The organism is Streptomyces sp. DF42, assembly GCF_058267695.1.
This window is the reverse complement of record NZ_CM177859.1, coordinates 211,015-229,938: the sequence shown is the minus strand read 5'-3', so window position 1 is coordinate 229,938 and position 18,924 is coordinate 211,015. Positions and strand designations below refer to the sequence as shown.

The 18,924-nt window shown below is 71.3% G+C and carries 19 protein-coding genes and 4 pseudogenes; 12 read left to right on the top strand and 11 right to left on the bottom strand.

Going from position 1 to position 18,924, the window contains the following annotated elements; genetic code table 11:
* Nucleotides 1-4: 4 nt before the first annotated feature.
* On the bottom strand, nt 5-1,477 hold the full coding sequence (locus ACYUED_RS01145; protein ID WP_491290450.1) for an APC family permease: 1,473 nt from the start codon (nt 1,475-1,477) through the stop codon (nt 5-7).
* Nucleotides 1,478-1,828: 351 nt separating this feature from the next.
* On the opposite strand from ACYUED_RS01145, the gene ACYUED_RS01140 reads away from it, so the two are divergent.
* The gene (locus tag ACYUED_RS01140) at nt 1,829-2,296 is read left to right on the top strand and encodes a DUF5709 domain-containing protein (RefSeq protein ID WP_491294779.1); all 468 of its coding nucleotides are present in this window, start codon (nt 1,829-1,831) and stop codon (nt 2,294-2,296) included.
* Nucleotides 2,297-2,303: 7 nt separating this feature from the next.
* Here the strand turns inward: ACYUED_RS01140 and sthA are convergent, their stop codons facing one another.
* Nucleotides 2,304-3,707, bottom strand: coding sequence for a Si-specific NAD(P)(+) transhydrogenase (gene sthA / locus ACYUED_RS01135; RefSeq protein WP_491290449.1), 1,404 nt, complete (start codon nt 3,705-3,707; stop codon nt 2,304-2,306).
* A gap of 165 nt (nt 3,708-3,872) precedes the next feature.
* Between sthA and ACYUED_RS01130 the strand changes: the two genes are divergently transcribed.
* Nucleotides 3,873-5,000: a sulfite oxidase gene (locus ACYUED_RS01130; RefSeq protein ID WP_491290448.1), complete on the top strand. Its 1,128-nt coding sequence runs from the start codon at nt 3,873-3,875 to the stop codon at nt 4,998-5,000.
* Between the two features lie 37 nt (nt 5,001-5,037).
* Here the strand turns inward: ACYUED_RS01130 and ACYUED_RS01125 are convergent, their stop codons facing one another.
* Nucleotides 5,038-5,241 (bottom strand): hypothetical protein, encoded by a 204-nt coding sequence (locus tag ACYUED_RS01125; protein ID WP_491290447.1) that lies wholly within the window; start codon nt 5,239-5,241, stop codon nt 5,038-5,040.
* A 164-nt stretch (nt 5,242-5,405) separates the two neighbouring features.
* On the opposite strand from ACYUED_RS01125, the gene ACYUED_RS01120 reads away from it, so the two are divergent.
* Nucleotides 5,406-7,667 carry an MMPL family transporter gene (locus ACYUED_RS01120; protein ID WP_491290446.1) on the top strand — a complete coding sequence of 754 codons (2,262 nt, stop codon included), beginning with the start codon at nt 5,406-5,408 and terminating at the stop codon, nt 7,665-7,667.
* Here the strand turns inward: ACYUED_RS01120 and ACYUED_RS01115 are convergent.
* Nucleotides 7,639-8,748, bottom strand: a complete 1,110-nt coding sequence (locus ACYUED_RS01115) for a PP2C family protein-serine/threonine phosphatase (protein ID WP_491290445.1) — start codon at nt 8,746-8,748, stop codon at nt 7,639-7,641. The genes ACYUED_RS01120 and ACYUED_RS01115 overlap by 29 nt on opposite strands.
* Before the next feature lie 56 nt (nt 8,749-8,804).
* Entirely contained in the window at nt 8,805-9,698 is an 894-nt protein-coding gene (locus ACYUED_RS01110; protein WP_491290444.1) for a Gfo/Idh/MocA family protein, read from the bottom strand.
* Nucleotides 9,699-9,956: 258 nt separating this feature from the next.
* Here ACYUED_RS01110 and ACYUED_RS01105 point away from each other — a divergent pair, with 258 nt between their 5' ends.
* The 3 genes and pseudogenes from ACYUED_RS01105 to ACYUED_RS01095 all read left to right on the top strand — a co-directional run.
* A complete protein-coding gene (locus ACYUED_RS01105) occupies nt 9,957-10,814 on the top strand; it encodes an aldo/keto reductase (RefSeq protein ID WP_491290443.1) in 858 nt (285 codons plus the stop codon).
* Between the two features lie 36 nt (nt 10,815-10,850).
* Nucleotides 10,851-11,069: pseudogene (locus ACYUED_RS01100) on the top strand (ABC transporter ATP-binding protein); the annotation flags it as partial.
* Nucleotides 11,070-11,097: 28 nt separating this feature from the next.
* A pseudogene (locus ACYUED_RS01095) lies at nt 11,098-11,334 on the top strand (ABC transporter ATP-binding protein); the annotation flags it as partial.
* 15 nt (nt 11,335-11,349) lie between these two features.
* Here the strand turns inward: ACYUED_RS01095 and ACYUED_RS01090 are convergent.
* Nucleotides 11,350-11,685: a hypothetical protein gene (locus ACYUED_RS01090; protein ID WP_491290442.1), complete on the bottom strand. Its 336-nt coding sequence runs from the start codon at nt 11,683-11,685 to the stop codon at nt 11,350-11,352.
* 168 nt (nt 11,686-11,853) lie between these two features.
* On the opposite strand from ACYUED_RS01090, the gene ACYUED_RS01085 reads away from it, so the two are divergent.
* Complete coding sequence (locus ACYUED_RS01085; protein WP_491290441.1) at nt 11,854-12,093, top strand: DUF5133 domain-containing protein; 240 nt, start codon at nt 11,854-11,856, stop codon at nt 12,091-12,093.
* A gap of 50 nt (nt 12,094-12,143) precedes the next feature.
* Here the strand turns inward: ACYUED_RS01085 and ACYUED_RS01080 are convergent.
* Nucleotides 12,144-12,278: pseudogene (locus ACYUED_RS01080) on the bottom strand (AraC family transcriptional regulator); the annotation flags it as partial.
* On the opposite strand from ACYUED_RS01080, the pseudogene ACYUED_RS01075 reads away from it, so the two are divergent.
* Together ACYUED_RS01075 and ACYUED_RS01070 are read left to right on the top strand one after the other, a co-directional pair.
* Nucleotides 12,220-12,650 (top strand): annotated as a pseudogene (locus ACYUED_RS01075) (hypothetical protein). The pseudogenes ACYUED_RS01080 and ACYUED_RS01075 sit on opposite strands and share 59 nt — an antisense overlap.
* 142 nt (nt 12,651-12,792) lie before the next feature.
* Nucleotides 12,793-13,005, top strand: coding sequence for a hypothetical protein (locus ACYUED_RS01070; protein ID WP_266528645.1), 213 nt, complete (start codon nt 12,793-12,795; stop codon nt 13,003-13,005).
* Between the two features lie 38 nt (nt 13,006-13,043).
* Here the strand turns inward: ACYUED_RS01070 and tgmB are convergent, their stop codons facing one another.
* The 3 genes from tgmB to ACYUED_RS01055 all read right to left on the bottom strand — a co-directional run bounded on the left by tgmB (nt 13,044) and on the right by ACYUED_RS01055 (nt 14,668).
* A complete protein-coding gene (gene tgmB / locus ACYUED_RS01065; RefSeq protein WP_491290440.1) occupies nt 13,044-14,036 on the bottom strand; it encodes an ATP-grasp ribosomal peptide maturase in 993 nt (330 codons plus the stop codon).
* Between the two features lie 17 nt (nt 14,037-14,053).
* Complete coding sequence (gene tgmA / locus ACYUED_RS01060) at nt 14,054-14,245, bottom strand: putative ATP-grasp-modified RiPP (protein ID WP_266528085.1); 192 nt, start codon at nt 14,243-14,245, stop codon at nt 14,054-14,056.
* Between the two features lie 132 nt (nt 14,246-14,377).
* The gene (locus ACYUED_RS01055) at nt 14,378-14,668 is read right to left on the bottom strand and encodes a YkvA family protein (RefSeq protein WP_266528088.1); all 291 of its coding nucleotides are present in this window, start codon (nt 14,666-14,668) and stop codon (nt 14,378-14,380) included.
* Between the two features lie 239 nt (nt 14,669-14,907).
* On the opposite strand from ACYUED_RS01055, the gene ACYUED_RS01050 reads away from it, so the two are divergent.
* The gene (locus tag ACYUED_RS01050; RefSeq protein WP_491290439.1) at nt 14,908-15,939 is read left to right on the top strand and encodes a hypothetical protein; all 1,032 of its coding nucleotides are present in this window, start codon (nt 14,908-14,910) and stop codon (nt 15,937-15,939) included.
* 78 nt (nt 15,940-16,017) lie between these two features.
* Here ACYUED_RS01050 and ACYUED_RS01045 read toward each other — a convergent pair whose 3' ends face one another.
* On the bottom strand, nt 16,018-17,178 hold the full coding sequence (locus ACYUED_RS01045; protein ID WP_491290438.1) for a hypothetical protein: 1,161 nt from the start codon (nt 17,176-17,178) through the stop codon (nt 16,018-16,020).
* Nucleotides 17,179-17,499: 321 nt separating this feature from the next.
* On the opposite strand from ACYUED_RS01045, the gene ACYUED_RS01040 reads away from it, so the two are divergent.
* Together ACYUED_RS01040 and ACYUED_RS01035 are read left to right on the top strand one after the other, a co-directional pair.
* Nucleotides 17,500-17,892, top strand: a complete 393-nt coding sequence (locus ACYUED_RS01040) for a PadR family transcriptional regulator (protein ID WP_491294776.1) — start codon at nt 17,500-17,502, stop codon at nt 17,890-17,892.
* Nucleotides 17,889-18,890: a hypothetical protein gene (locus tag ACYUED_RS01035; RefSeq protein ID WP_491290437.1), complete on the top strand. Its 1,002-nt coding sequence runs from the start codon at nt 17,889-17,891 to the stop codon at nt 18,888-18,890. Before ACYUED_RS01040 ends, ACYUED_RS01035 begins: the two co-directional genes overlap by 4 nt.
* Nucleotides 18,891-18,924: the final 34 nt, after the last annotated feature.

The following is an 18,924-nucleotide window of genomic DNA, read 5'->3' as shown; positions in this document are numbered from 1 at the left end:
TCCCTCAGAAGTCGGTGGAGAGACCCTCGTGGACACGGGAGTTCGTGGCCGTCTCGCCGTCGGGGACGTACTCCGTCTCGACGGTGCGGGTGGCGTCCAGTCGGGCGGGCCGGTAGTAGTCGCTGCCCTGTTTCCAGTACCAGAGCATCGGGACCAGGCCGACGGCGAGTCCGCCGATGCCGATCGTGATCGCCGCGGTGTCGAGTTCGCCCAGTGACTCGACGAAGATCCAGAACATGAACAGGGCGCCGAACAGCGGCCACAGCCCGCCGAGCAGGAGGTCGGCCGGCGACTTCAGCAGCATCTTGCGGTACGCCACGACCACCGCGAGGCCCGCGAGGCCGTAGTACACGGCGATCTGCAGGCCGATCGCCGAGATCGCGTCGGAGAGGATCTCGCCCACCGAGCCCAGGGCGTTGGAGGCGATGAGCATCGCCAGTGCCACCCCACCGACCACGGCGATGGCCACCCACGGGGTGTTCCACCTGCGGTGCACCCGGCCGAGCGCGGTGGGCATCGTACGGTCGCGGCCCATCGCGAACAGGGAACGCGTGACCTGGATGAGGGTGGTCTCCAGGGTGGCGATGGTCGACAGCATCACCGCCACGATGAGCAGCTTGCCGCCCCAGCCCGGCCAGATCTCCTCACCGAGCACGCCCAGCACGTTCGCGTCGTTCTCCTCGATCTGCTTCGAGGTCAGGATGACGTTCACCGCGATGGTGAACACCTCGAACAGCAGGAAGACGATGCCCACCCCGATCAGACCCGCGAGTCCCGTCGTACGGCGGCTGTTGCGGGTCTCCTCGCTGAGGTTGCTCGTGACGTCCCAGCCCCAGTAGTAGAACGCGGCGACCAGTGCGCCCGACGCGAAGCCCGCCGTCCCGTGGAAGTGGCTGAAGCCGAGCCAGGACCATTCGAACGTGCCGGGGTTGCCCGTGTGGAACAGGGCGAGCACGGCGAACAGCGCGAGGATCGTGAGCTCGACGCCGGACATGAGGAGCTGCGCGCGTACGGTGAGACGGGCGCCGCCGAGCACGACGAGCAGCATGACGACGAACCAGGCAGCGCCGACCATGGTGGAGAGCGCGGTGTTGTCGGCGAGGCCGTCGTCGAACAGGGCGAGGGTCATCGAACCGGCGGGCAGCGAACCGGCCACCATGAAGATCGTCGCCGAGATCACCAGTGCCCAGCCGCTGATGAACCCGAGAAAGGGATGGAGCGTGCGTCCCACCCAGGAGTAGCTGGCGCCCGCGTTCACGTCGATGCGGCCGAGGTAGCTGAACGCCAGCGCGATACCCAGCATGGGTATCGCGCAGTACAGCAGTGCGGCCGGGCTCGCCATGCCCACCGCGCCGACCAGGACGGCCGTGGTGGCGGCGATCGAATAGGCCGGGGCGCTGCCCGCGACGGCCATCACCACGGTGTCGAACGTACCGAGGGCATTGGCCTGCAGCCCTCTGCCCCTGATGTTGCTCATGGTTGCGCTGCTTTCCGTCGTGCACGACGTGGGGACGACCTTGCCCCGACGACGTTGAGGGAGGTGGGGGGTGACGAACCCGTCCCGGACGTACGAGGGTTGGCCTCGCGTCAGGGGCGGAGAAGGACGTGGAGAATCCCGCACGGCCGGTGCGTTGCCGGGCAGTCACAGCGTGTGTGCGAGTGATGATAGCCCCACCCTTTGAGCTTTCAAGATTGACCAGGAAGTAACCTCCCGGGCCGCCCGGGACTGCCGAGGTTGGACCGCGCGCAACGGGAAACGCGGACCGGGAGACCGTAAGGAAACGACCCACCGCGACGCGCGAGGGAGGCATCCATGGACAGCGAACGCATGGACTTCGAACCGATGGCCGACGACGTCTACCAGCCCACCGGAACCAACGAGGAACAGGCCGACGCGACGCCGCTCGATCTGCAGGACGCCGTCGACGAGCGCACTTACGACGACACCCTCGACGAGGGCTACTCCCCACCCGAAAAGCCGCTCGGCGTGACCAGGTACGGCACGACGCCCGCCGAGCAGCATGACGGCGAGACCCTCGACGAACGGCTCGCCGAGGAGGTTCCCGACGTGACCGTTCCCGCGGGCGACGACGTCGGCGACCTGCCCGGGGGCGAGGGCGAACCCGTCGACCCCGAGGCCGGTTCACAGCGCGCGGGCCGCCTGGTCGCCTCGGGCGAGGAAGCGCACCCCGACACGACGGTCGCCACCGACGTGGGCATCGACGGCGGGGCCGCCGGCGCCGAGGAGGCCGCCGTCCATGTCGTGGAGGACGACACCGAAGTGCCGGACCGCTGAGCGGCGTTCAGTCTCCGATGTGGTCGATCTGCCGCAGTTTGTTCGTGGCGTCCAGGGCGGCGACCTTGTACGACTCCGCCAGCGTCGGGTAGTTGAACACCGCGTTGACCAGGTAGTCGACCGTGCCGCCGCAGCCCATCACGGTCTGCCCGATGTGGATCAACTCCGTTGCGCCGGAGCCGAAGCAGTGCACGCCGAGCAGCCGGCGGTCGTCCGGGGAGACCAGCAGCTTCAGCATGCCGTGGGAGTCACCGACGATCTGGCCGCGCGCGAGTTCGCGGTAGCGGGAGATGCCGACCTCGAAGGGCACACTCTCCTCGGTGAGCTGGTCCTCGGTCCGGCCGACGAAGCTGATCTCGGGGATGGTGTAGATGCCGATGGGCTGCAGGTCGTGCATCTGCCCGACCGGCTCGCCGCAGGCGTGGTAGGCCGCTGACCGGCCCTGCTCCATGGAGGTGGCGGCGAGCGCCGGGAAGCCGATGACGTCACCGACGGCGTAGATGTGCGGCACCTCGGTGCGGTAGTGCTCGTCGACGGTGATCCGGCCACGCCCGTCCGCGGTCAAACCGGCCTTGCCGAGATCGAGTTCGGCGGTCAGGCCCTGCCGGCCCGCCGAGTACATCACGGCGTCGGCCGGTATCTTCTTGCCGCTCTCCAGGACGGTCAGCGTGCCCCGCGGATGGCGCTCGACGGCGGCGACGGTCTCCCCGAAACGGAACGTCACGGCGAGGTCCCGCAGGTGGTACTTGAGCGACTCGATGATCTCGACGTCGCACATGTCGAGCATCCCGGCCCGCTTCTCGACGACGGTCACCTTGCTGCCGAGCGCGGCGAACATCGACGCGTACTCCATGCCGATCACACCGGCACCGACGATGACCATGGAGCGCGGGACGCGTTCGAGGGCGAGGACGTTGTCGGAGTCCATGATGGTGCGGCCGTCGAACTCGACGCTGTCCGGCCGCGCCGGGCGGGTGCCGGTCGCGATCACGATGTGCTCGGCGCTGAGCAGCCGTTCGTGACCGGTGACCTCGCGCAGCGCGACGGTGTGCGCGTCGACGAAGCTTCCCGTGCCGGCGAAGAGGGAGACGTGGTTGCGGGAGAGCTGGCTGCGGATGACGTCGACCTCGCGGCTGACCACGTGCTGGGTGCGCGCGGTCAGGTCGGCGACGGTGATGTCCTCCTTCAGCCGGTAACTCTGCCCGTACAGATCGCGCTGGGTGAGACCGGTCAGGTACAGCACCGCCTCGCGCAGGGTCTTGGAGGGGATGGTGCCGGTGTGGATGGAGACCCCGCCGACCATGTCGGGGCGGTCGACGATGGCGACCCGGCGGCCGAGCTTGGCCGCGGCGATCGCGGCCTTCTGGCCGCCGGGGCCGGATCCGATGACAAGCATGTCGAAGTCGGGCACCCACGGAGTCTGTCAGCCGCGAGCCCCTCTTCGAAAGGGTGAACGGGCAACCGCCGCACAGTGATCCATCGGGAACTCCCCTTGATCAACCGGCGGTTGTGTTCCGTCACCGGAAACCTGCCCCTTCCGACTGCTCCGTCCGCCCGCCCGGGGGATAATGCGCTCATGGGCCATCGACTCGGTGACACGAGCGCACCCGCCCGGCTGGCCGCACCCGACGAGGGCATCGGCCGGGACGAACTGGCGCTGGCCACCCGCAACCACGGCCTGCCGCTCGAGGCGCTCCGCTACGACGTCTCCCCGCCGGGCCTGCACTACGTACTGACGCACTACGACATCCCCTACGTCCCCGACGACATGCCCTGGCCGCTGACCGTCGGGGGCCGGGTCCGCCGCCCCTTGGAGCTGGACCTGGCAGATCTGCGGGCATTCCCCCAGGTCACCACGCGCGTGACGCTGGAATGCGCGGGCAACGGCCGGGCTCTGCTCACACCCCGCCCGGTCAGCCAGCCCTGGCTCGTCGAGGCGGTCGGCACCGCCGAGTGGACGGGCGTACCACTGCGGCTGCTGCTCGCCGAGGCCGGAGTCGGGGCCGACGCCGTCGACGTGGTGTTCACCGGCGCCGACCACGGAGTGGAGCGCGGGGTCGAGCAGGACTACCAACGGTCCCTGCCGCTGGACGTGGCCACGGGCACCGAGCCCGAGGTGCTGTTGGCGTACGCGATGAACGGGGGCCCGCTGCCGCCGCAGCACGGCCGTCCGCTGCGCCTGGTGGTGCCCGGCTGGTACGGCATGGCACAGGTGAAGTGGCTGCGCGAAGTCACCGTCACGGACGCGCCGTTCACGGGATTCCAGCAGACCGTGGCCTACCGGCTTCGGCAGGAGTCCGGTGAGGAGGGCGAGCCGGTCACCCGGATCGTGCCACGCGCCCTGCTGGTCCCGCCCGGATTCCCGGACTTCATGTCGCGGGCCCGCGTGGTGCGGCCGGGACCGGTGCCCGTCGAGGGGCGCGCCTGGTCGGGGCAGGCGCCACTGGCGCGGGTCGAGTTGAGCACCGACGCCGGGCGCAGCTGGCACGAGGCCGAACTGGAGCCCGACGGAGGGCGGCGGTGGGCTTGGCGGCGCTGGCACTTCGGCTGGACGGCGACTCCCGGCGACCATGTGCTGAGCGCGCGGGCGACCGACGCCGAGGGGCACTGCCAGCCGCTGGAGCAGCCCTGGAACCGCGGTGGCTTCGCCGTCAACCTCGTCCAGCGGGTGCCGGTGCTGTGCCTGGAGCCCGACGCGGAATGAACCGGAACCGGGTCTCCAGGCGGTCGTGAGGCGGCGGTTACGGCAGCAGTTTCTCGAGGGCGACGGGGCCCTCCGTCTCCAGCTTGCGCCTGGCCCATTCGAGATTGCGCGGGGTGATGTCCCTGCCCGTGGCAAGGACGAGATCCTCCGGCGACACATCGGTGCCGGTACTGGTGTGGAGCAGGTCGTCCGGGGTCACGCGGTCCCCGGACGACCCGGACGCGTCGGGCTGTGACGTCATGAGTGCTCCTTGGGTCCGAACGCTTCTGCTATCACCATTCAACGCCGGGGCCCGGCGTGCATCCGGAAGAGGCGGAGACAATCCATTCCCGAGATGCCGCAGCGACCGGGCGGGCGTGTAATGAGAGACAACGACCGTCCCGACCGGCAGAGAAGGCCGAGGTCATGTCACCGACCCGCACCGACGCGGGGGGATCGGGCACCGTTGCCAAAGGGGTGCTGCGACGGCTTGGGGAATGGTGTGCCCGCCACTTCGTGATCGTCATCGTCGCCTGGCTCGTCGCCCTGGTGGCGCTGCAGTTCCTCAACCGGTCCTTCGGGGGCGACTACTCCGACAACTTCTCCCTGCCGGGTGTCCAGTCCCAGCAAGGCCTGGACGTGCTGAAGAAGCACGACCCGGCGGCGGGCGGATACGGCAGCCAGATCGTCCTCCACGACGCGCAGAAGTCCGTGACGTCGCTCGGTTCGCAGATGTCCACCACGGTGGGCGACCTGCAGAAGCTGCCGCACGTCCTGTCAGCCCAGAACCCGCTGTCGACCCCCGCCTCGAAGGTCGGGCCGGTGTCGTCCGACGGGAAGACGGCCTACATCACCGTCCGCTTCGACGTCCAGCCCTCGACCCTGGGTGACAGCTACCTGAACGGAGTCGACAAGGCGGTCCAGCCGCTGCGCTCGGCCGGAGCGCAGGTCGAGTACGGCGGACCGCTGGGCGAACTGGCCCGGCCCGCCGGCAACGACCGCCTGAGCGAACTCATCGGCTTCGCCGTCGCCATCGTCGTCCTGATCATCGGCTTCGGAAGCGTGATCGCCGCCGGGCTGCCCCTGCTGACCGCGCTGCTCAGCGCGATCACCGGGCTCGCCTGCCTCGGGCTGCTCGCCGCCGCCTTCACCTTCGCCACCGTCTCGCCGACGCTGGCGACGATGATCGGCCTCGGCGTCGGCATCGACTACGCCCTGTTCCTGATCACCCGGCACCGGCAGAACCTCATGGACGGCGCCGATGCGGTGCACTCGGCCGGGCACGCCACCGCCACCAGCGGGCGGGCGGTCCTGGTCTCCGGCTGCACCGTGATCGTCGCCCTCGCCGGGCTGTACGCCTCCGGTGTGAGCTTCATCGGCAAACTCGGCCTGGCCGCCGCCGTGACGGTCGTCTCGGCGGTCGCGGGCGCGCTGACCATGGTCCCGGCCCTGCTCGGGCTCATCGGCAAACGCATCGACCGCTACCACCTGCGCCGCCCTGTCGCCGAGACCGACGCGGAGCCCGGAGCCGCGCCCCAGGGGGCCTGGCACCGCTACGCCCAGCGCGTGGAGCGCAGGCCCTGGCAGTTCCTGGCGGCAGGCGTAGGCATCGTGGTCGTCCTGGCGATCCCGCTGTTCTCCATCCAGCTGGGCCACATCGGTGACGGAGCCGACCCCACCTCCTTCACCGACCGTCGCGCCTATGACCTGATGACCGACGCGTTCGGCCCCGGCTCCAACGGCCCGCTCACCGTCGTCATCGACCAGACCTCCGTCTCCTCGTCCCAGCGCTCCACCCTCTCCTCCCAGGCGCAGAAGACCCTCAACTCCGTCGCCGGCGCCTCCACGGTCACTCCGCTGACGCCCACCCAGGACGGCGACGTCCTCATCGGCACCGTCTACTCGAAGCAGTCCCCGCAGGACGCCGACACCACCGCGCTGACCAACCGCCTGGTCCACGACACCCTCCCGGACGCGGTCTCCGGCACGCCTGCCAAGGGCTATGTCACCGGCACCACGGCGGCCCAGGTCGACTTCCGCGACATCGTGGCCAGCCGACTGGCCCTGATCATCGGCGTGGTGGTCGCCCTGGCCTTCCTGATCATCCTCGCGGTCTTCCGCGGCCTGCTCGTCGCCGTCAAGGCGGCCGTCCTGAACGTGCTGTCCATCGGGGCCTCGTACGGCGTCGTCGTGGCCGTCTTCCAGTGGGGCTGGGGCGGGCCCGCGCTGGGTGTCCACGGCAAGGTGCCCATCGAGAGCTATGTGCCGATGATGATGTTCGCGATCATCTTCGGCCTGAGCATGGACTACGAGATCTTCCTGCTCTCCCGCGTGCACGAGTCCTGGCTGCGTACCGGAGACGCCAAGGCCTCGGTGGCCCATGCCCTGGAGATCACCGCCCGGGTGATCACCTGCGCGGCACTGATCATGATGAGCGTGTTCGCCGCCTTCATCGTCAGCGACAACATCGTGGTCAAGATGCTCGGACTGGGGCTCGCCGTGAGCGTGCTGATCGACGCGAGCGTGGTGCGGCTGCTCATGGTGCCCGCCGTGATGACCCTGCTGGGCAAGCACGCCTGGTGGACTCCGCGCTGGCTCGACCGGGTCCTGCCGCACATCGACGCGGAGGGCGACCAGGAGCTCGGCGCCGAGCAGGACGTCAGCGAACGTCCCGTGACGCGGGCGTGAGGACGAGCATCGTCACATCGTCGACGACGGCGGGGCAGTGGCGTACGAGATCCGCCCAGACCCGGTCGGCGAGCACGGCCGGGTCGGTGTCGGCAAGCGCGGACAGGCGGTCGGTCAGCGGGTAGAAGGTGCCCGAGGCGTCCCTGGCCTCACTCACGCCGTCCGAGGCCAGAAAGAGGCTCTCGCCGGGCTCCAGCCGGAGCGTGAGCGCGGAGTCCGGGCCGCCGTCGGACAGGCCGAGACCGAGCGGCGTCCAGGCGACGAGGTCGACCTCGGTGACCTTCCCGCCGCTCAGCAGCAGCGGCGCAGGATGCCCGCAGGAGACCATCCGGACCGCCTGGGCGTCGCGGGAGAACTCCAGGAGTACCGCGGTCGCGAACAGCTCGGCGTACCGCGAGGCCGCCGAGTCCACGACCAGCCTGCGGTCGAGACGGGCGGCGACCGACTCCAGGTCGGGCAGATCCAGCACCGCCTCCCGGAAGGCCCCCAGCAACGAGGCGACCGTGGCGACCGCGGACAACCCGTGCCCCTGGACGTCGCCCATCACGGCCCGCACGCCGTTCGGCCCCTCCCGCACGTCGAAGAAGTCGCCCCCCACCAGCGTGCCGCGCTCCGCCGCTCGGTACAGGCCCACACAGCGGACCGGGCCGACCCGCTCGGGCAGCGGGGGCACGACGGCACGCTGCGCGGCCTCGGCGACCGTGCGCTCCAGGTCCAGCTGGGCGTCGCGACGACTGCGCACGTACGACACGAACACACTCAGCACGGAGACGAAGGTGATGGTCAACAGGTCGGTGTCGCCGGGGCGGTTGAGATCGAAGGCCGGGATGTTGAGCACGGCGACCACGAGTGCGCCGAGGACCGCGGTCGCCCAGGGACCGTACGACAGGACGGCCAGCGGGGGGATGGCTCCCAGCAGGAATCCGATGTCGAGGGGATCGGGGCTCAGCAGCGTGGCCGCGCACACGCCGGCGATCAGGACGACCGGAAGGACCTTCACCCAGCGCGGCGGCGGCGCGCCCCGCAGCCAGCCCCGCCGGGCGTGGTCCCGGCGCGGTGACAGGACGGGCACCTTTCCCACACCACCACGCTCCTACGCCGGGGCGCGTCCCGCATGCCGGAGGGGTCCCCGTCGCGTCAGCCCGCAGCGCCGTCCAACAGCCCCTCGGCCTCCGCGAGGATCTCCGTGACCCGCAGGCCGAAGGCCGCGTCGCACGGGTGCGGCAGGCCGGTGCCGGCGGCGGTGACCAGGGCGTCGGCGGCCCGGACGAGGGCGGCGACCGGCCCGTCGCCGCCGTCCGGAAGCACCGCCACCCCTGCCCTGCCGCGCAGCTCGACCGTGGTTCCGGCCGCCGCGGCCGGCGCCGAGAGACTGAGGGTGACGGTGCTCGACGCGCCGCCGACGTGGTCGAGGACCAGATGGACGGTGTCGCCGGGGCCCGGCGCCGCGGCGGTCACACGGCGGGCATCGCCGAGGACCGGCAGCAGCACGGAGAGGGCGTGCGGCCCCACGTCCCACAGTGCGCCCTTCTCCTGCCGCCACGGCGAGTCCGCGAACGGGCTGTCGCTCTCGCCGCCGAACAGTGCCCCCAGCCACTGCGCGCGCCCGGTGAACCAGCCCCCCGCGTCGGCCTGTTCGGTGATCCAGGCCTCGGTGTCCGGCACGAAACGGCTGGTGAAGAAGACGACCGAGGCGACCCCGGCCTCCCGCACGGCGTCGGCCACGGCCCGCCCCTGCTCCACCGTCGTCGCCAGCGGCTTGTCCAGCAGCAGATGACGCCCGGCCCGCGCCGCGCGCACCGCGAGATCCGCCTGCACGGCCGGCGGCAGGGCCACGGCGACCGCGTCCACGTCGGCGAGCAGCGCGTCGACGTCGTCGTAGGCGCGCGTGCCGTGCCGGTCGGCGAGTTCCTTCGCCGCCTCGGAACGGCGGCCCCACACTCCGACGAAGTCCAGTCCGGTGTGCTCGCTCAGGGCGGGGGCATGAGCCATTCCCGCCCAGGGGCCGGTACCGAGCAGACCGATGCGCATGCCGTCGCCTCTCCACCGCGCCGCCCGTCGTGGCGGCTGCTCGGCAGTGAGCCTCGCACACCCAGCGGCAGGCCGTGCAAGCCGGATACCCCGCACCGCGATTCAGTTGCCCGGCTGCTTAATGCGTTCTCTTTCCTCTATTGGACCTCCGGCCCGCAGGAGGGTCAGGCTGGAACCAGGTCCGGCGCCGCCGTACGCCATGTGCGGCGGGTCGAACGCCATTCGGTCCGCGCCATCTTCCGAAGAGGTCACGAGCACATGCACATCCGCCGCATCGGTGACATCGACATCAGCGCGATCGGTCTGGGCGGGATGCCCATGTCGATCGAGGGACGGCCGGACGAGGCACGCTCCCTCGCCACGATCCACGCCGCCCTCGACGCCGGCGTGACGCTGATCGACACCGCGGACGCCTATCACCGCGACGCCCACGAGGTCGGCCACAACGAGACCCTCATCGCCAAGGCGCTCGCCTCCCACGACCGTGGCGGGGACGTCCTGGTCGCCACCAAGGGCGGCCATCTGCGCCCCGGCGACGGCAGCTGGACCCTCGACGGGAGCCCCCGCCACCTCAAGGAGGCCTGCGAGGCGTCCCTGCGCCGGCTCGGCGTGGAGGCCATCGGGCTCTACCAGTTCCACCGCCCCGACCCGAAGGTGCCGTACGCCGAGTCCGTCGGTGCGGTGCGGGACCTGCTGGACGAGGGCAAGATCCGCATGGCGGGCATCTCCAACGCCGACCCCGAGCAGATCATGGAGGCCAACGAGATCCTCGGCGGGCGCCTGGTCTCCGTGCAGAACCAGTTCTCCCCGGCCTTCCGCTCCAGCGAGCCGGAGCTGGACCTGTGCGACGAGCTCGGCATCGCGTTCCTGCCCTGGAGCCCGCTGGGCGGTATCTCCCGGGCCGGCGAACTGGGCTCCACCTACGCGCCGTTCGCCCGGATCGCCGAGGTCCACGGGGTGAGCCCGCAGCGCGTGTGCCTGGCGTGGATGCTCGCCAAGTCGCCGGTGGTGGTGCCCATTCCGGGTTCCAGCCGCCCGGAGACCATCCTGGACTCCCTCGGCGCGACCGACCTCGAACTCAGCCCCGAGGAGATCGCGCAGCTCGACGCCGTCTGACACGACGCACACGGGCACAACGGAGGCCCCCCGCCGATGGCGTCGTCGTCGGAACGACCCCTCGACCACCGCCACCGCGACGAACACCCGATCCGCACCCTCGGGTACCTGTTCCGCGCCGACCGCCGCCACCTGATCGCGGCGGTCGGCGTGTTCACCGTCAAACACAGCCCCATCTGGCCGCTGCCGCTGACCAGCGCGTCCACCATCGACACGGTCGTCCAGCACCCAAGGCCCTGCGCCGCATGGACGGCACGCTGAGCGGCTGCTGACCTCCGGCATGCGCCTCGACCTCCGTCCGGCGCTGATCCGGGACCCCGAGGTGCTGATCCTGGACGAAGCGACCTCGGCCCTGGACACCCGCTCGGAGGCGGTCGTCCAGCAGGCGCCGGCCCGGCTGCTGAACGGACGGACCACGTTCGTGGTGATGGGTAAGGGACGCATCCTGGAGGCCGGCACGCACGAGGAACTGCCGCGTGGCGGCGGGGCGTACCGCAGCTGCGCTGCGGGCAGGTCGCCTGAGGGTCCGGGAGCCTCAGGCGGCGCTGCTGCGTCGCATCCCGTGCGGGCAGCGCACGTCGTGGTCGCGGCCGAGGCTCGTCCACCAGCGTTCGCAGCAGGCGGCGTCCAGCTCTCCGCGGACGATCTCGTCGGCGGCCGTCGGCGCGGGACGGCGCGGCCCGGCGGCGGACTTGCACAGGTCGCGGATCAGGGTCTCGCGCACCACGGCGATGACCGGAACCAGACTGGCCGCGGCGAACAGGAACGCGGCCCACCGTGGGCCGTGGAGGAATTCGAGGACCGTGGTCCAGGCGAGTCCGCCGCAGGTGGCGAGGTAGAGGGCGCAGAGGAGGCGGCCGGAGCGGTTCATTGGCTTCACCGTTCGTGCTCGGAGGGCTACTCTCTGTTCAACGCCTCGGAGCGCGCCGGGAATCGGGTCGAGCGGCGGTATTGCGTCAATTGAGGCCCGGGCGCGGAAGATGTGAATGGTCCGGCCCTGCCCGGGAATACGAGGCGAAAACCAAGAGAGGGGCGCTTCGTGCTCGTTCCGGACCCGAAGGTCGTCAGAACGTTGCTCACCAGATACGCGTCGCTGCGCATCGCGCAGGCGGAGCGGGAGAAGCCACAGGCGGCACGGGAGTTGGCGGACGTCAGCCGCGCGCTGTGCACGACGATGGGAGCCACGAGCGTCGAGGACGCCATCGCGAAGGCGGACGCCCTGCTGATCGCCTCGCGGGGGACGGCAGACGGGGAGGAAGGTCTGTCGCTGGCCGTCTGATGCGGTGACGGCTTCCGTCGCCGGCACGCAGAAGTGCCTTGCATCGGTGCTCAGGAGCGCCCGGCCTGGATGCGCGCCCTTCCATGGAACGCCGAGCGGTACGCCTGCGGAGTGGTCCCGACCACCCTGCGGAAGCGCTCACGGAACGCCGTCGGAGACCCGAACCCCGCCTGCTGCGCGATCCGCGCCGGCGCCGACGAGGGGGGAGCGGACACGGCGGCCGCGGGCACGGTCCGGCTGCTGCACCGCACTCTGCCGTGTCTACTCGGGCGTCGGCATCGCGTCCCCGCGCTGGGCTTCGCCACCTTGGCGCGATGGGCGTCCTGGGCAGTGCGTGGCTCATCGCGTCCATCACCCTCACCGCCGTGGCCGCGGGCATCCTGGTCGCCTTCGTGCTGCCTCGCCAGGGCGAGCTGCTCGAACAGCTGGACGCGCGCCGGCCCGTCGAGCGGGCGAGCACCGCGCAACTGGCCATGCTCACCGGCCTGTTCAACCTGCTCTGGGCGACCGTGACGATCCTGATGATCGTGCGGCCCGGCTCGACGACCGGCGCCTGACGGCCCGGACCGCCCGCCCAGGTCACCCAGACCGCGGTGCCGACGTCAAGTGCTCCTGGGGAATTCACGCCACGGTCTGCCGGGGCGCATACACTCGACAGCCGTGCCCATGCGCATGGGCCACCACACGAAAGGCGCGTTGGTGTTCCAGGATTCCCCGATCTACGACCGACTCGTCGCCGAGCGCGGCGACGTCCCCACTCAGGCTCGCAGGGAGGCCGAGCGCGTGACGCGGGAACTGGAGTACGTCATGCGGCCGCTGCAGTCCTTCGGCGTACCGTCCCCCGAGCGCCAGGCCTCCCCGGGCGCCGGCTGGCAGCGCAGCGCGCTGATGCCCGGCTCGCTTCCCCACTGACCTCCCCTTCCATTGACCTCCTCCCGCCGACCCCGCCGTCAACACACCGTCGTGTTGGAGCCGTTGGCGTGTCTCTGCGGCTCAGGGCCGGGACGGGCGAGCCACTCCGCGACGGTCCGGGCGATCGGCAGCCCCGTCTCCACCTCGACGAAGCCGAACTGCCCCGACTGGTTGCACTCCAGGAACCACCAGGTCCCGTCGGCGTCCTCGGCGAAGTCGAAGGCGCCGTAGGACAGTTCGGCCTCCTCCAGATACGAGCGGACACCGGCGGCGATGCACGGCGGAACCTCGGTGGCCTCCCACGGAATGTCCGGCGAGGCGAAGCGCACGTCCACGGCGCCCGGGTCGTCCGGATCCGTGTCCTCGGCGGCCGTCTTGCGGGCCGCCAGCAGCCGTTCGCCCACCACGGTCAGCCGGATGTCGGCCCGCTTTCCCACCCGCCGCTGCAGCAGTGTGGGCCCGAACGCCACGGCGGAGAAGTCCGTGTCCGGCGCGACCCGGCTCGTCGGCACCGCCCTGGGCGGATCCTGCGGGTGCGCCCCGGAGACCGGCTTGACCACCAGATCCGGATAGCGGTCGGCGAACTCACGGGCCGCCTGCGGGTACGTCGTGATCAGGGTGGCCGGGACGGGCAGCCCACAGCGCTGGGCGAGCCGCAGCTGCCAGGGCTTGTGGCGAGCGCGTCGGGCCGCGTCGGGATGGTTCATCCAGCGGGCCTCCGAGCCACGGAGCATGCCGTAGAGCGCCTGCGAGGACTCCTCGGTCAGCCACGCGGAGGGCTCGGCCGCCCGCGACGCGGCGTCCCCCGGCCTGCGCACCCACACCGACCGCAGCCCGGAGACGCTCACCAGGCGGCCCGCGGACTGGAGGTGGCCGCGGAAGGAGCCGTGCACGAACTCACCGGACAGGGCGACCCCGCCGGGGAGGTCTGCGGGGTCGAGGCGGACCACCGGGACTCCGGACGAGTTGAGGTGCACGACCACCATGTCGGCCGTCACGTCCTCTTCAGAGGTCAGGATCAGCACGGTCATCGTCGACGGTTCCGCGTTCAGTCGTCGAAGTGTGTCTTGGAGCCCGCGGTGGAAGTCGTGGTTCCGAGCTCCCTGAGCAGAGCCGCGTCGCCGGCGGCGACCCGGCCGTCCATGAGCACGTTCAACTGCAGCCCGGAGTCGTAGACGTACGGAGTCGTGGCTTCCAACTCCACCGCCGGACGTGCGTAGTTGAGCGCGAACGGTTGCATCGTCTCTCCCTCGTCAGTGCAGCACCGACCCAGTCGTCCCCGCCCCGCGGCGCCGCCCGGTCCGCCGACTGCATTGCCCTTCCAGTCACTTATACGAATCGAACGGGTGATTGGTTTCCTTACTCTGCGTAGTCACAGGGAGGATTCGTGACGATTCGGCACGTCGAGAGAGCCGCGCATGGTGCGCAGAGCGAGGAGAAGGACGCCGATGTCGTCCAGATAGATCGGGTCGGGGAGCAGGTCGGTCGGCAGTACGAAGTAGAGAACGGCACCCCAGAAAACCCAGCGCGGCCCGGTCGGCAGCCCGGCGCGCCTCAGGTCGCGCCGCGCCCTCACCAGTCGCACCAGCAGGATGACGGCCACGGTGAGGATGAGCGCCGCGAGGGCAATGGTGACGACGATCACCGTTGTGGTCGGTTTCACGGATTCTCCTCCGTCCGGCGTGCCGTCCGGCGCGCCCCTCTTCCCGGATTCCCGCATCCGGCCGTCGTACGTGTCCTTATCGGCCGTCAGAAAGGCGGCAGGGGTTCATACCCGTGGCCCACCCGAGTGGCACGGGGTGGGAGCAGCACCTAGTACTGGCACTGCACAGCAACGTCGTGAAAGGCGTCGGGAGACGCGTGAGCCGGCGAACCGTTCCATCTCTTCCATGGAGGAGATTCATGAGCATCCGCTCTTCGTCACCCCAATCCCACGACCCCTCCATAGCCGCCCTGCACGACGACCCGGTCAGCGACCTGGTGCACGCCGCGGTCGCTGACCGACCCCTGGAGGAGGTCGCCGACCTGATCACCCTGCTGGAGGAGTCCCCGCAGTACGCGCGGGCCACCGTCGACGCGCTGCGCGCGGTCGGCACGGACCGCTCCGTGGAGGACATCACCCGGCTGGTCACCCTGCTCACACGCCCACCGCGCGACGCGGCGAGCGCGGACGAGGCCATCCGCGCGGCGGCCGAGAACCGTCCGGTGGAGGAGGTGACGCGCCTGATGGCGCTGCTGCACCGGACGCAGACGGAACGCCACTTCGGTCAAGAGGCGGCGCGGGCGGCCGCCCAGGCACGGCCCGTCGAGGACCTCGTGGAACTCATCGGCCGGCTCAGTGAAGAACGTGAGGCCCTCGCCGCCCTGCCCGAGACGGAACCGCCGGGACAGCCGCAGGGCGAGACGGAGTGGGGCCCTGGTGGCGTCTTCCCGCCGCCCGTTCCCCTGGCCCCACCCCTCTTCGGTGCCGACCGGCCGACGCAACGCCTCGCCCGTACGCCGGACCGCCCCGGTGAGCGGCTGTCCTGGCCGGGCCTGCTCGTGGCAGGCGCGCTCTTCCTGTGCGCGATGCTCTGGTTCCCGCTGTACGAGGACGGCGAGCCCCTCGCCCTGTACGCCTCGTCCGTCGCGGTGTCGGCGCTCTGCGCGATGCTCGCCGTGCTGGTGACCCTGCGGCCCGTCCCGCCCGCTCTCGCGGTCGCGGTCGTGGTGCCGGCGGTGCTCGCCGCGGCCCAGCTGTACCCGGGCCGGTTCCACTCGGCGTGGCTGTCCCGGGCGCTCGACCTCACGCTCGCGCCGAGCTGGGTCGCGGGACTGGCAGCCGTCACTGCGGCACTCGCGGCTCTGATGGCCCTGGTCGTGCGCATCGCCTCGAATCAGCTGCCGGTGCGCGCCGACGCCCCGCACCTGGCCACGGCGAACCGATCCGACTGACCGCAGGCTGCGCACGGTCCGCGGCCCGTCACGGTCTCGCGCCCGCGGTCCTGAGGACCGCGGGCGCCCTTGCGGGCCTCAGCGACCGGAGCCGTCCGGCCGCTCTCCCGCACCGTCGGCCTCCGCCCCGTCCCCGGAGGAGGTGGGCCGCAAAGCCCTGGCGGTGTCCTTGAGACGTTCCAGCCTTCGGGTCAGCTGCTGGAACGGGGAGCTCTGCGGCGTGGTGGGGGACTGTGGCCGCGCCGGGATCTCGGTGCCGTTCTCGCGGTACACCGCCAGCGCCTCGTGGGCGCGCTCGGCGGCCTCCCGGTACAGGTCCCGGGACTTCGTCATGGCATCGAGGGCCTCGGTGTACATGGCCACGAGCCCGCGCTCGCGCGCGAGTTGCTCCTCCAGGGTCATCAGTTGCCACTCGTCCCTGAGCGCGGTGACGGCCTCCTCGGCGCCGTCCGGCAGCGGCGCCGGCAGCGTGGCGAAACGGGTCAGGGCGTCGACGAGTTCCGTCGGCCGGGAGCCGTCCAGGAAGACCGTGCGTACGGAGAAGTCGTCCGCGTCGAAGCCGTCCGGGGCAGGCGCCGGCGGCAGCAGGACGGCACCGCCGCGCGGGACCTGCACTCCGAACTCGCGCAGGGCCCGGTTCACGATGCGCAGCTGGTCAGGTGCGACCCGATGCTCCACCACGCGGTGGCGCAGGCTCGGCGGCAGCATCCGGGCGAGGGGCAGTCGGCCGCGCTCGTCGGGCGTCATCGCCTCGTGCACCACGAGGTTGACGGTCCAGCCGCCGCGCACCGAGTTCCTGAGCAGGCGCCGGATGTCCTTGTCCTCCTCGGGCAGGTGGTTGACCTGCCGGAAGCGCAGCCCCGTCACGGGCTCGTGGTCCCAGGAGGCGTCCGGTTCGTCGGGCCAGAACACGGTGGCGGGGCAGGGCCACTCCAGGTCCCACGGGCGTTCCGCCTCCGCCGCCAGCAGCCACTCCCGGCCGTGCTCCCCCTCTCGTGCGAGGGTCAGCCGGGCCCGGACGGTCACCGACCCGGCGACCGTCCAGCGCGCCTCGAAGACGGACCCGCTCGACGCGGTCTCCGCATCTGGCACCTCGAGATGGTCGTCGATGGTCTCGTCGGCCTTGAGTCGTTGGAGGGTCCGGCGAACGACGTCGTCGGGGGCGGGCCCGGTGTGGCGGCCGCGGGCCAGCCACAGTGCGGGGGAGGGTGTCGGGCGGACGGAGGGGGAAGAGCGCATGAGTCCAACTGAAGGCGGGGGCATGTGCGTGACCCAGTATCGTCGCCGCGGGTCGGCCCGAATCACCCGGGGGGTGGGCGCACGGGAAGTGCGCGGCGCACTCGGGGTGCGCGCACTCCACCCCACACCGCTCGGGTTCACCCGTGTCCTTCGGTGCACCGGGCCCGCCACAATGGCGCCCGCGAACAGGGCCCGCCCACCATCCGCTTTGGGGCGGGCCCTGTTCGCGCCCGGCCCGCCCGGCCCGCGCCACGCCGAATGCCTCCCCGACGCGAGATATATCGGAATCCGAGATATCATGGCTGCATGGCATCGAGGAACATGACTCAAGCGGCGTTCTTCGTCCTCACCGCTCTGGCCGACCAGCCCCGGCACGGCTACGGGATTCTGCGGGAGGTCGAGGAACTGTCCGACGGCACCGTGCGGTTGCGCGTCGGCACCCTGTACGGCGTGCTGGACCGGCTCACAGCGGACGGGCTGATCGTCCTGGACCGCGAGGAGGTGCACGAGGGCCGGCTGCGGCGCTACTACCGCCTCACCGACGAGGGGATGCGGGCCCTCGGCGCGGAGGCGGAGCGCATGGCGGCCGGTGCCAGCGCCGCCAAGGAGCGGATCGCCGAGGGGCGCAAGGCGCCCGGAGCGGCCGCGAACCCGGTCACCAAGCCGTCCGTCAACCCGTCCGCCGGTCCCGGACTCGCAGGAGGCATGGCATGACGACGCTGCTCGAGACGCGCTACCGCACGGTGCTGCGACTGCTCCCCGCCTACTACCGACGGGACCGGGAGGAGGAGATGGTCGAGGTGTACCTGTGGGACGTCGACCAGGAGATGCAGGACCAGAGCAGGCCCACGCTGGGTGAGGTGGCGAGCGTCGCCGCCCTGGCCGTGCGCAGCAGGCTGGCCGCCACCGGAGCGCCACGTCCGTACGCTCTGCTCGGGTCGGCCGTTCGCCACTTCGCCGTGTTCGCGGTGCTCCTGCAGGCGGCCGCCGCCGTCGTCGACAGGGTCCTCGGCCTGACCTGGTCGTCGACCCACGGCGCCGGCGACTGGGAGATGTTCCTGTCGGGATTCACCGGCCGCGGGCCGCTGATCGGCGTCGCCGAGGCCGCCGAATGGACGCTTCCGCTGCTGTGGACGGTCGGCTTCTTCGCCCTTCTGCGTGACCGCCGGCGCCTCGCCCAGGCGTCCGTGCTGCTCGCCGCACTGCCCACGTTGTGGCCGTTCGTCGCACCGTTGGTGACTGAACTGGCGCCGCCGGAACCGTGGTTCGCCACCACCACCGCACTCTTCGCCTGGCTGCCCGCGCTGGCCCTCTGCGCCGCCTACCACCGCGACGCCCCCGCCGCGGTGCTGCCGGCCGGCTCCCCCGGCCTCGTCTTCGCGGCCTGCGGTGTGGTCATGGGGGCGTCCGTCGTGGTGGTGCCCGCCATGGGCGACACGGTCTGGGCGCCGGCCACCTGCTTCGTCGTGGGAGCGCTCGGCTGGCTGCTGTTGCGCAGGCGCCGCACGGACCGGAGTCCCGCCTGCGGTGCCGTGGCCCTGGCCGCACTCGGTCTGCTGCTCCTGTCGGTGCGGGTCGCCGCGCTGTATCCGTGGTTCGGTGTGGGGGTCCCCTTCGTGTTCATCGGCGGCGCCCTGGGTCAGGCGGGCGCGCTCACGCTGCTGAGCGTCGTGCTGGCGGTGGTGGCGAGGCGTGACCTCGCGGCACGCTGATGCTCGCGGGCGCGGGCGGGTCGTGCTCGCCCGC

Excerpts from the sequence above, each read along its gene's own strand:
- tgmA (WP_266528085.1), bottom strand. The coding sequence starts at position 14,245 with ATGCAACCGTTCGCGCTCAACTACGCACGTCCGGCGGTGGAGTTGGAA.
- ACYUED_RS01130 (WP_491290448.1), top strand. The coding sequence starts at position 3,873 with ATGGGCCATCGACTCGGTGACACGAGCGCACCCGCCCGGCTGGCCGCA.
- ACYUED_RS01050 (WP_491290439.1), top strand. The coding sequence starts at position 14,908 with ATGAGCATCCGCTCTTCGTCACCCCAATCCCACGACCCCTCCATAGCC.
- ACYUED_RS01110 (WP_491290444.1), bottom strand. The coding sequence starts at position 9,698 with ATGCGCATCGGTCTGCTCGGTACCGGCCCCTGGGCGGGAATGGCTCAT.
- ACYUED_RS01035 (WP_491290437.1), top strand. The coding sequence starts at position 17,889 with ATGACGACGCTGCTCGAGACGCGCTACCGCACGGTGCTGCGACTGCTC.
- ACYUED_RS01045 (WP_491290438.1), bottom strand. The coding sequence starts at position 17,178 with ATGCGCTCTTCCCCCTCCGTCCGCCCGACACCCTCCCCCGCACTGTGG.
- ACYUED_RS01090 (WP_491290442.1), bottom strand. The coding sequence starts at position 11,685 with ATGAACCGCTCCGGCCGCCTCCTCTGCGCCCTCTACCTCGCCACCTGC.
- ACYUED_RS01125 (WP_491290447.1), bottom strand. The coding sequence starts at position 5,241 with ATGACGTCACAGCCCGACGCGTCCGGGTCGTCCGGGGACCGCGTGACC.
- ACYUED_RS01040 (WP_491294776.1), top strand. The coding sequence starts at position 17,500 with ATGACTCAAGCGGCGTTCTTCGTCCTCACCGCTCTGGCCGACCAGCCC.
- ACYUED_RS01140 (WP_491294779.1), top strand. The coding sequence starts at position 1,829 with ATGGACTTCGAACCGATGGCCGACGACGTCTACCAGCCCACCGGAACC.
- ACYUED_RS01145 (WP_491290450.1), bottom strand. The coding sequence starts at position 1,477 with ATGAGCAACATCAGGGGCAGAGGGCTGCAGGCCAATGCCCTCGGTACG.
- ACYUED_RS01120 (WP_491290446.1), top strand. The coding sequence starts at position 5,406 with ATGTCACCGACCCGCACCGACGCGGGGGGATCGGGCACCGTTGCCAAA.
- ACYUED_RS01105 (WP_491290443.1), top strand. The coding sequence starts at position 9,957 with ATGCACATCCGCCGCATCGGTGACATCGACATCAGCGCGATCGGTCTG.
- tgmB (WP_491290440.1), bottom strand. The coding sequence starts at position 14,036 with ATGACCGTGCTGATCCTGACCTCTGAAGAGGACGTGACGGCCGACATG.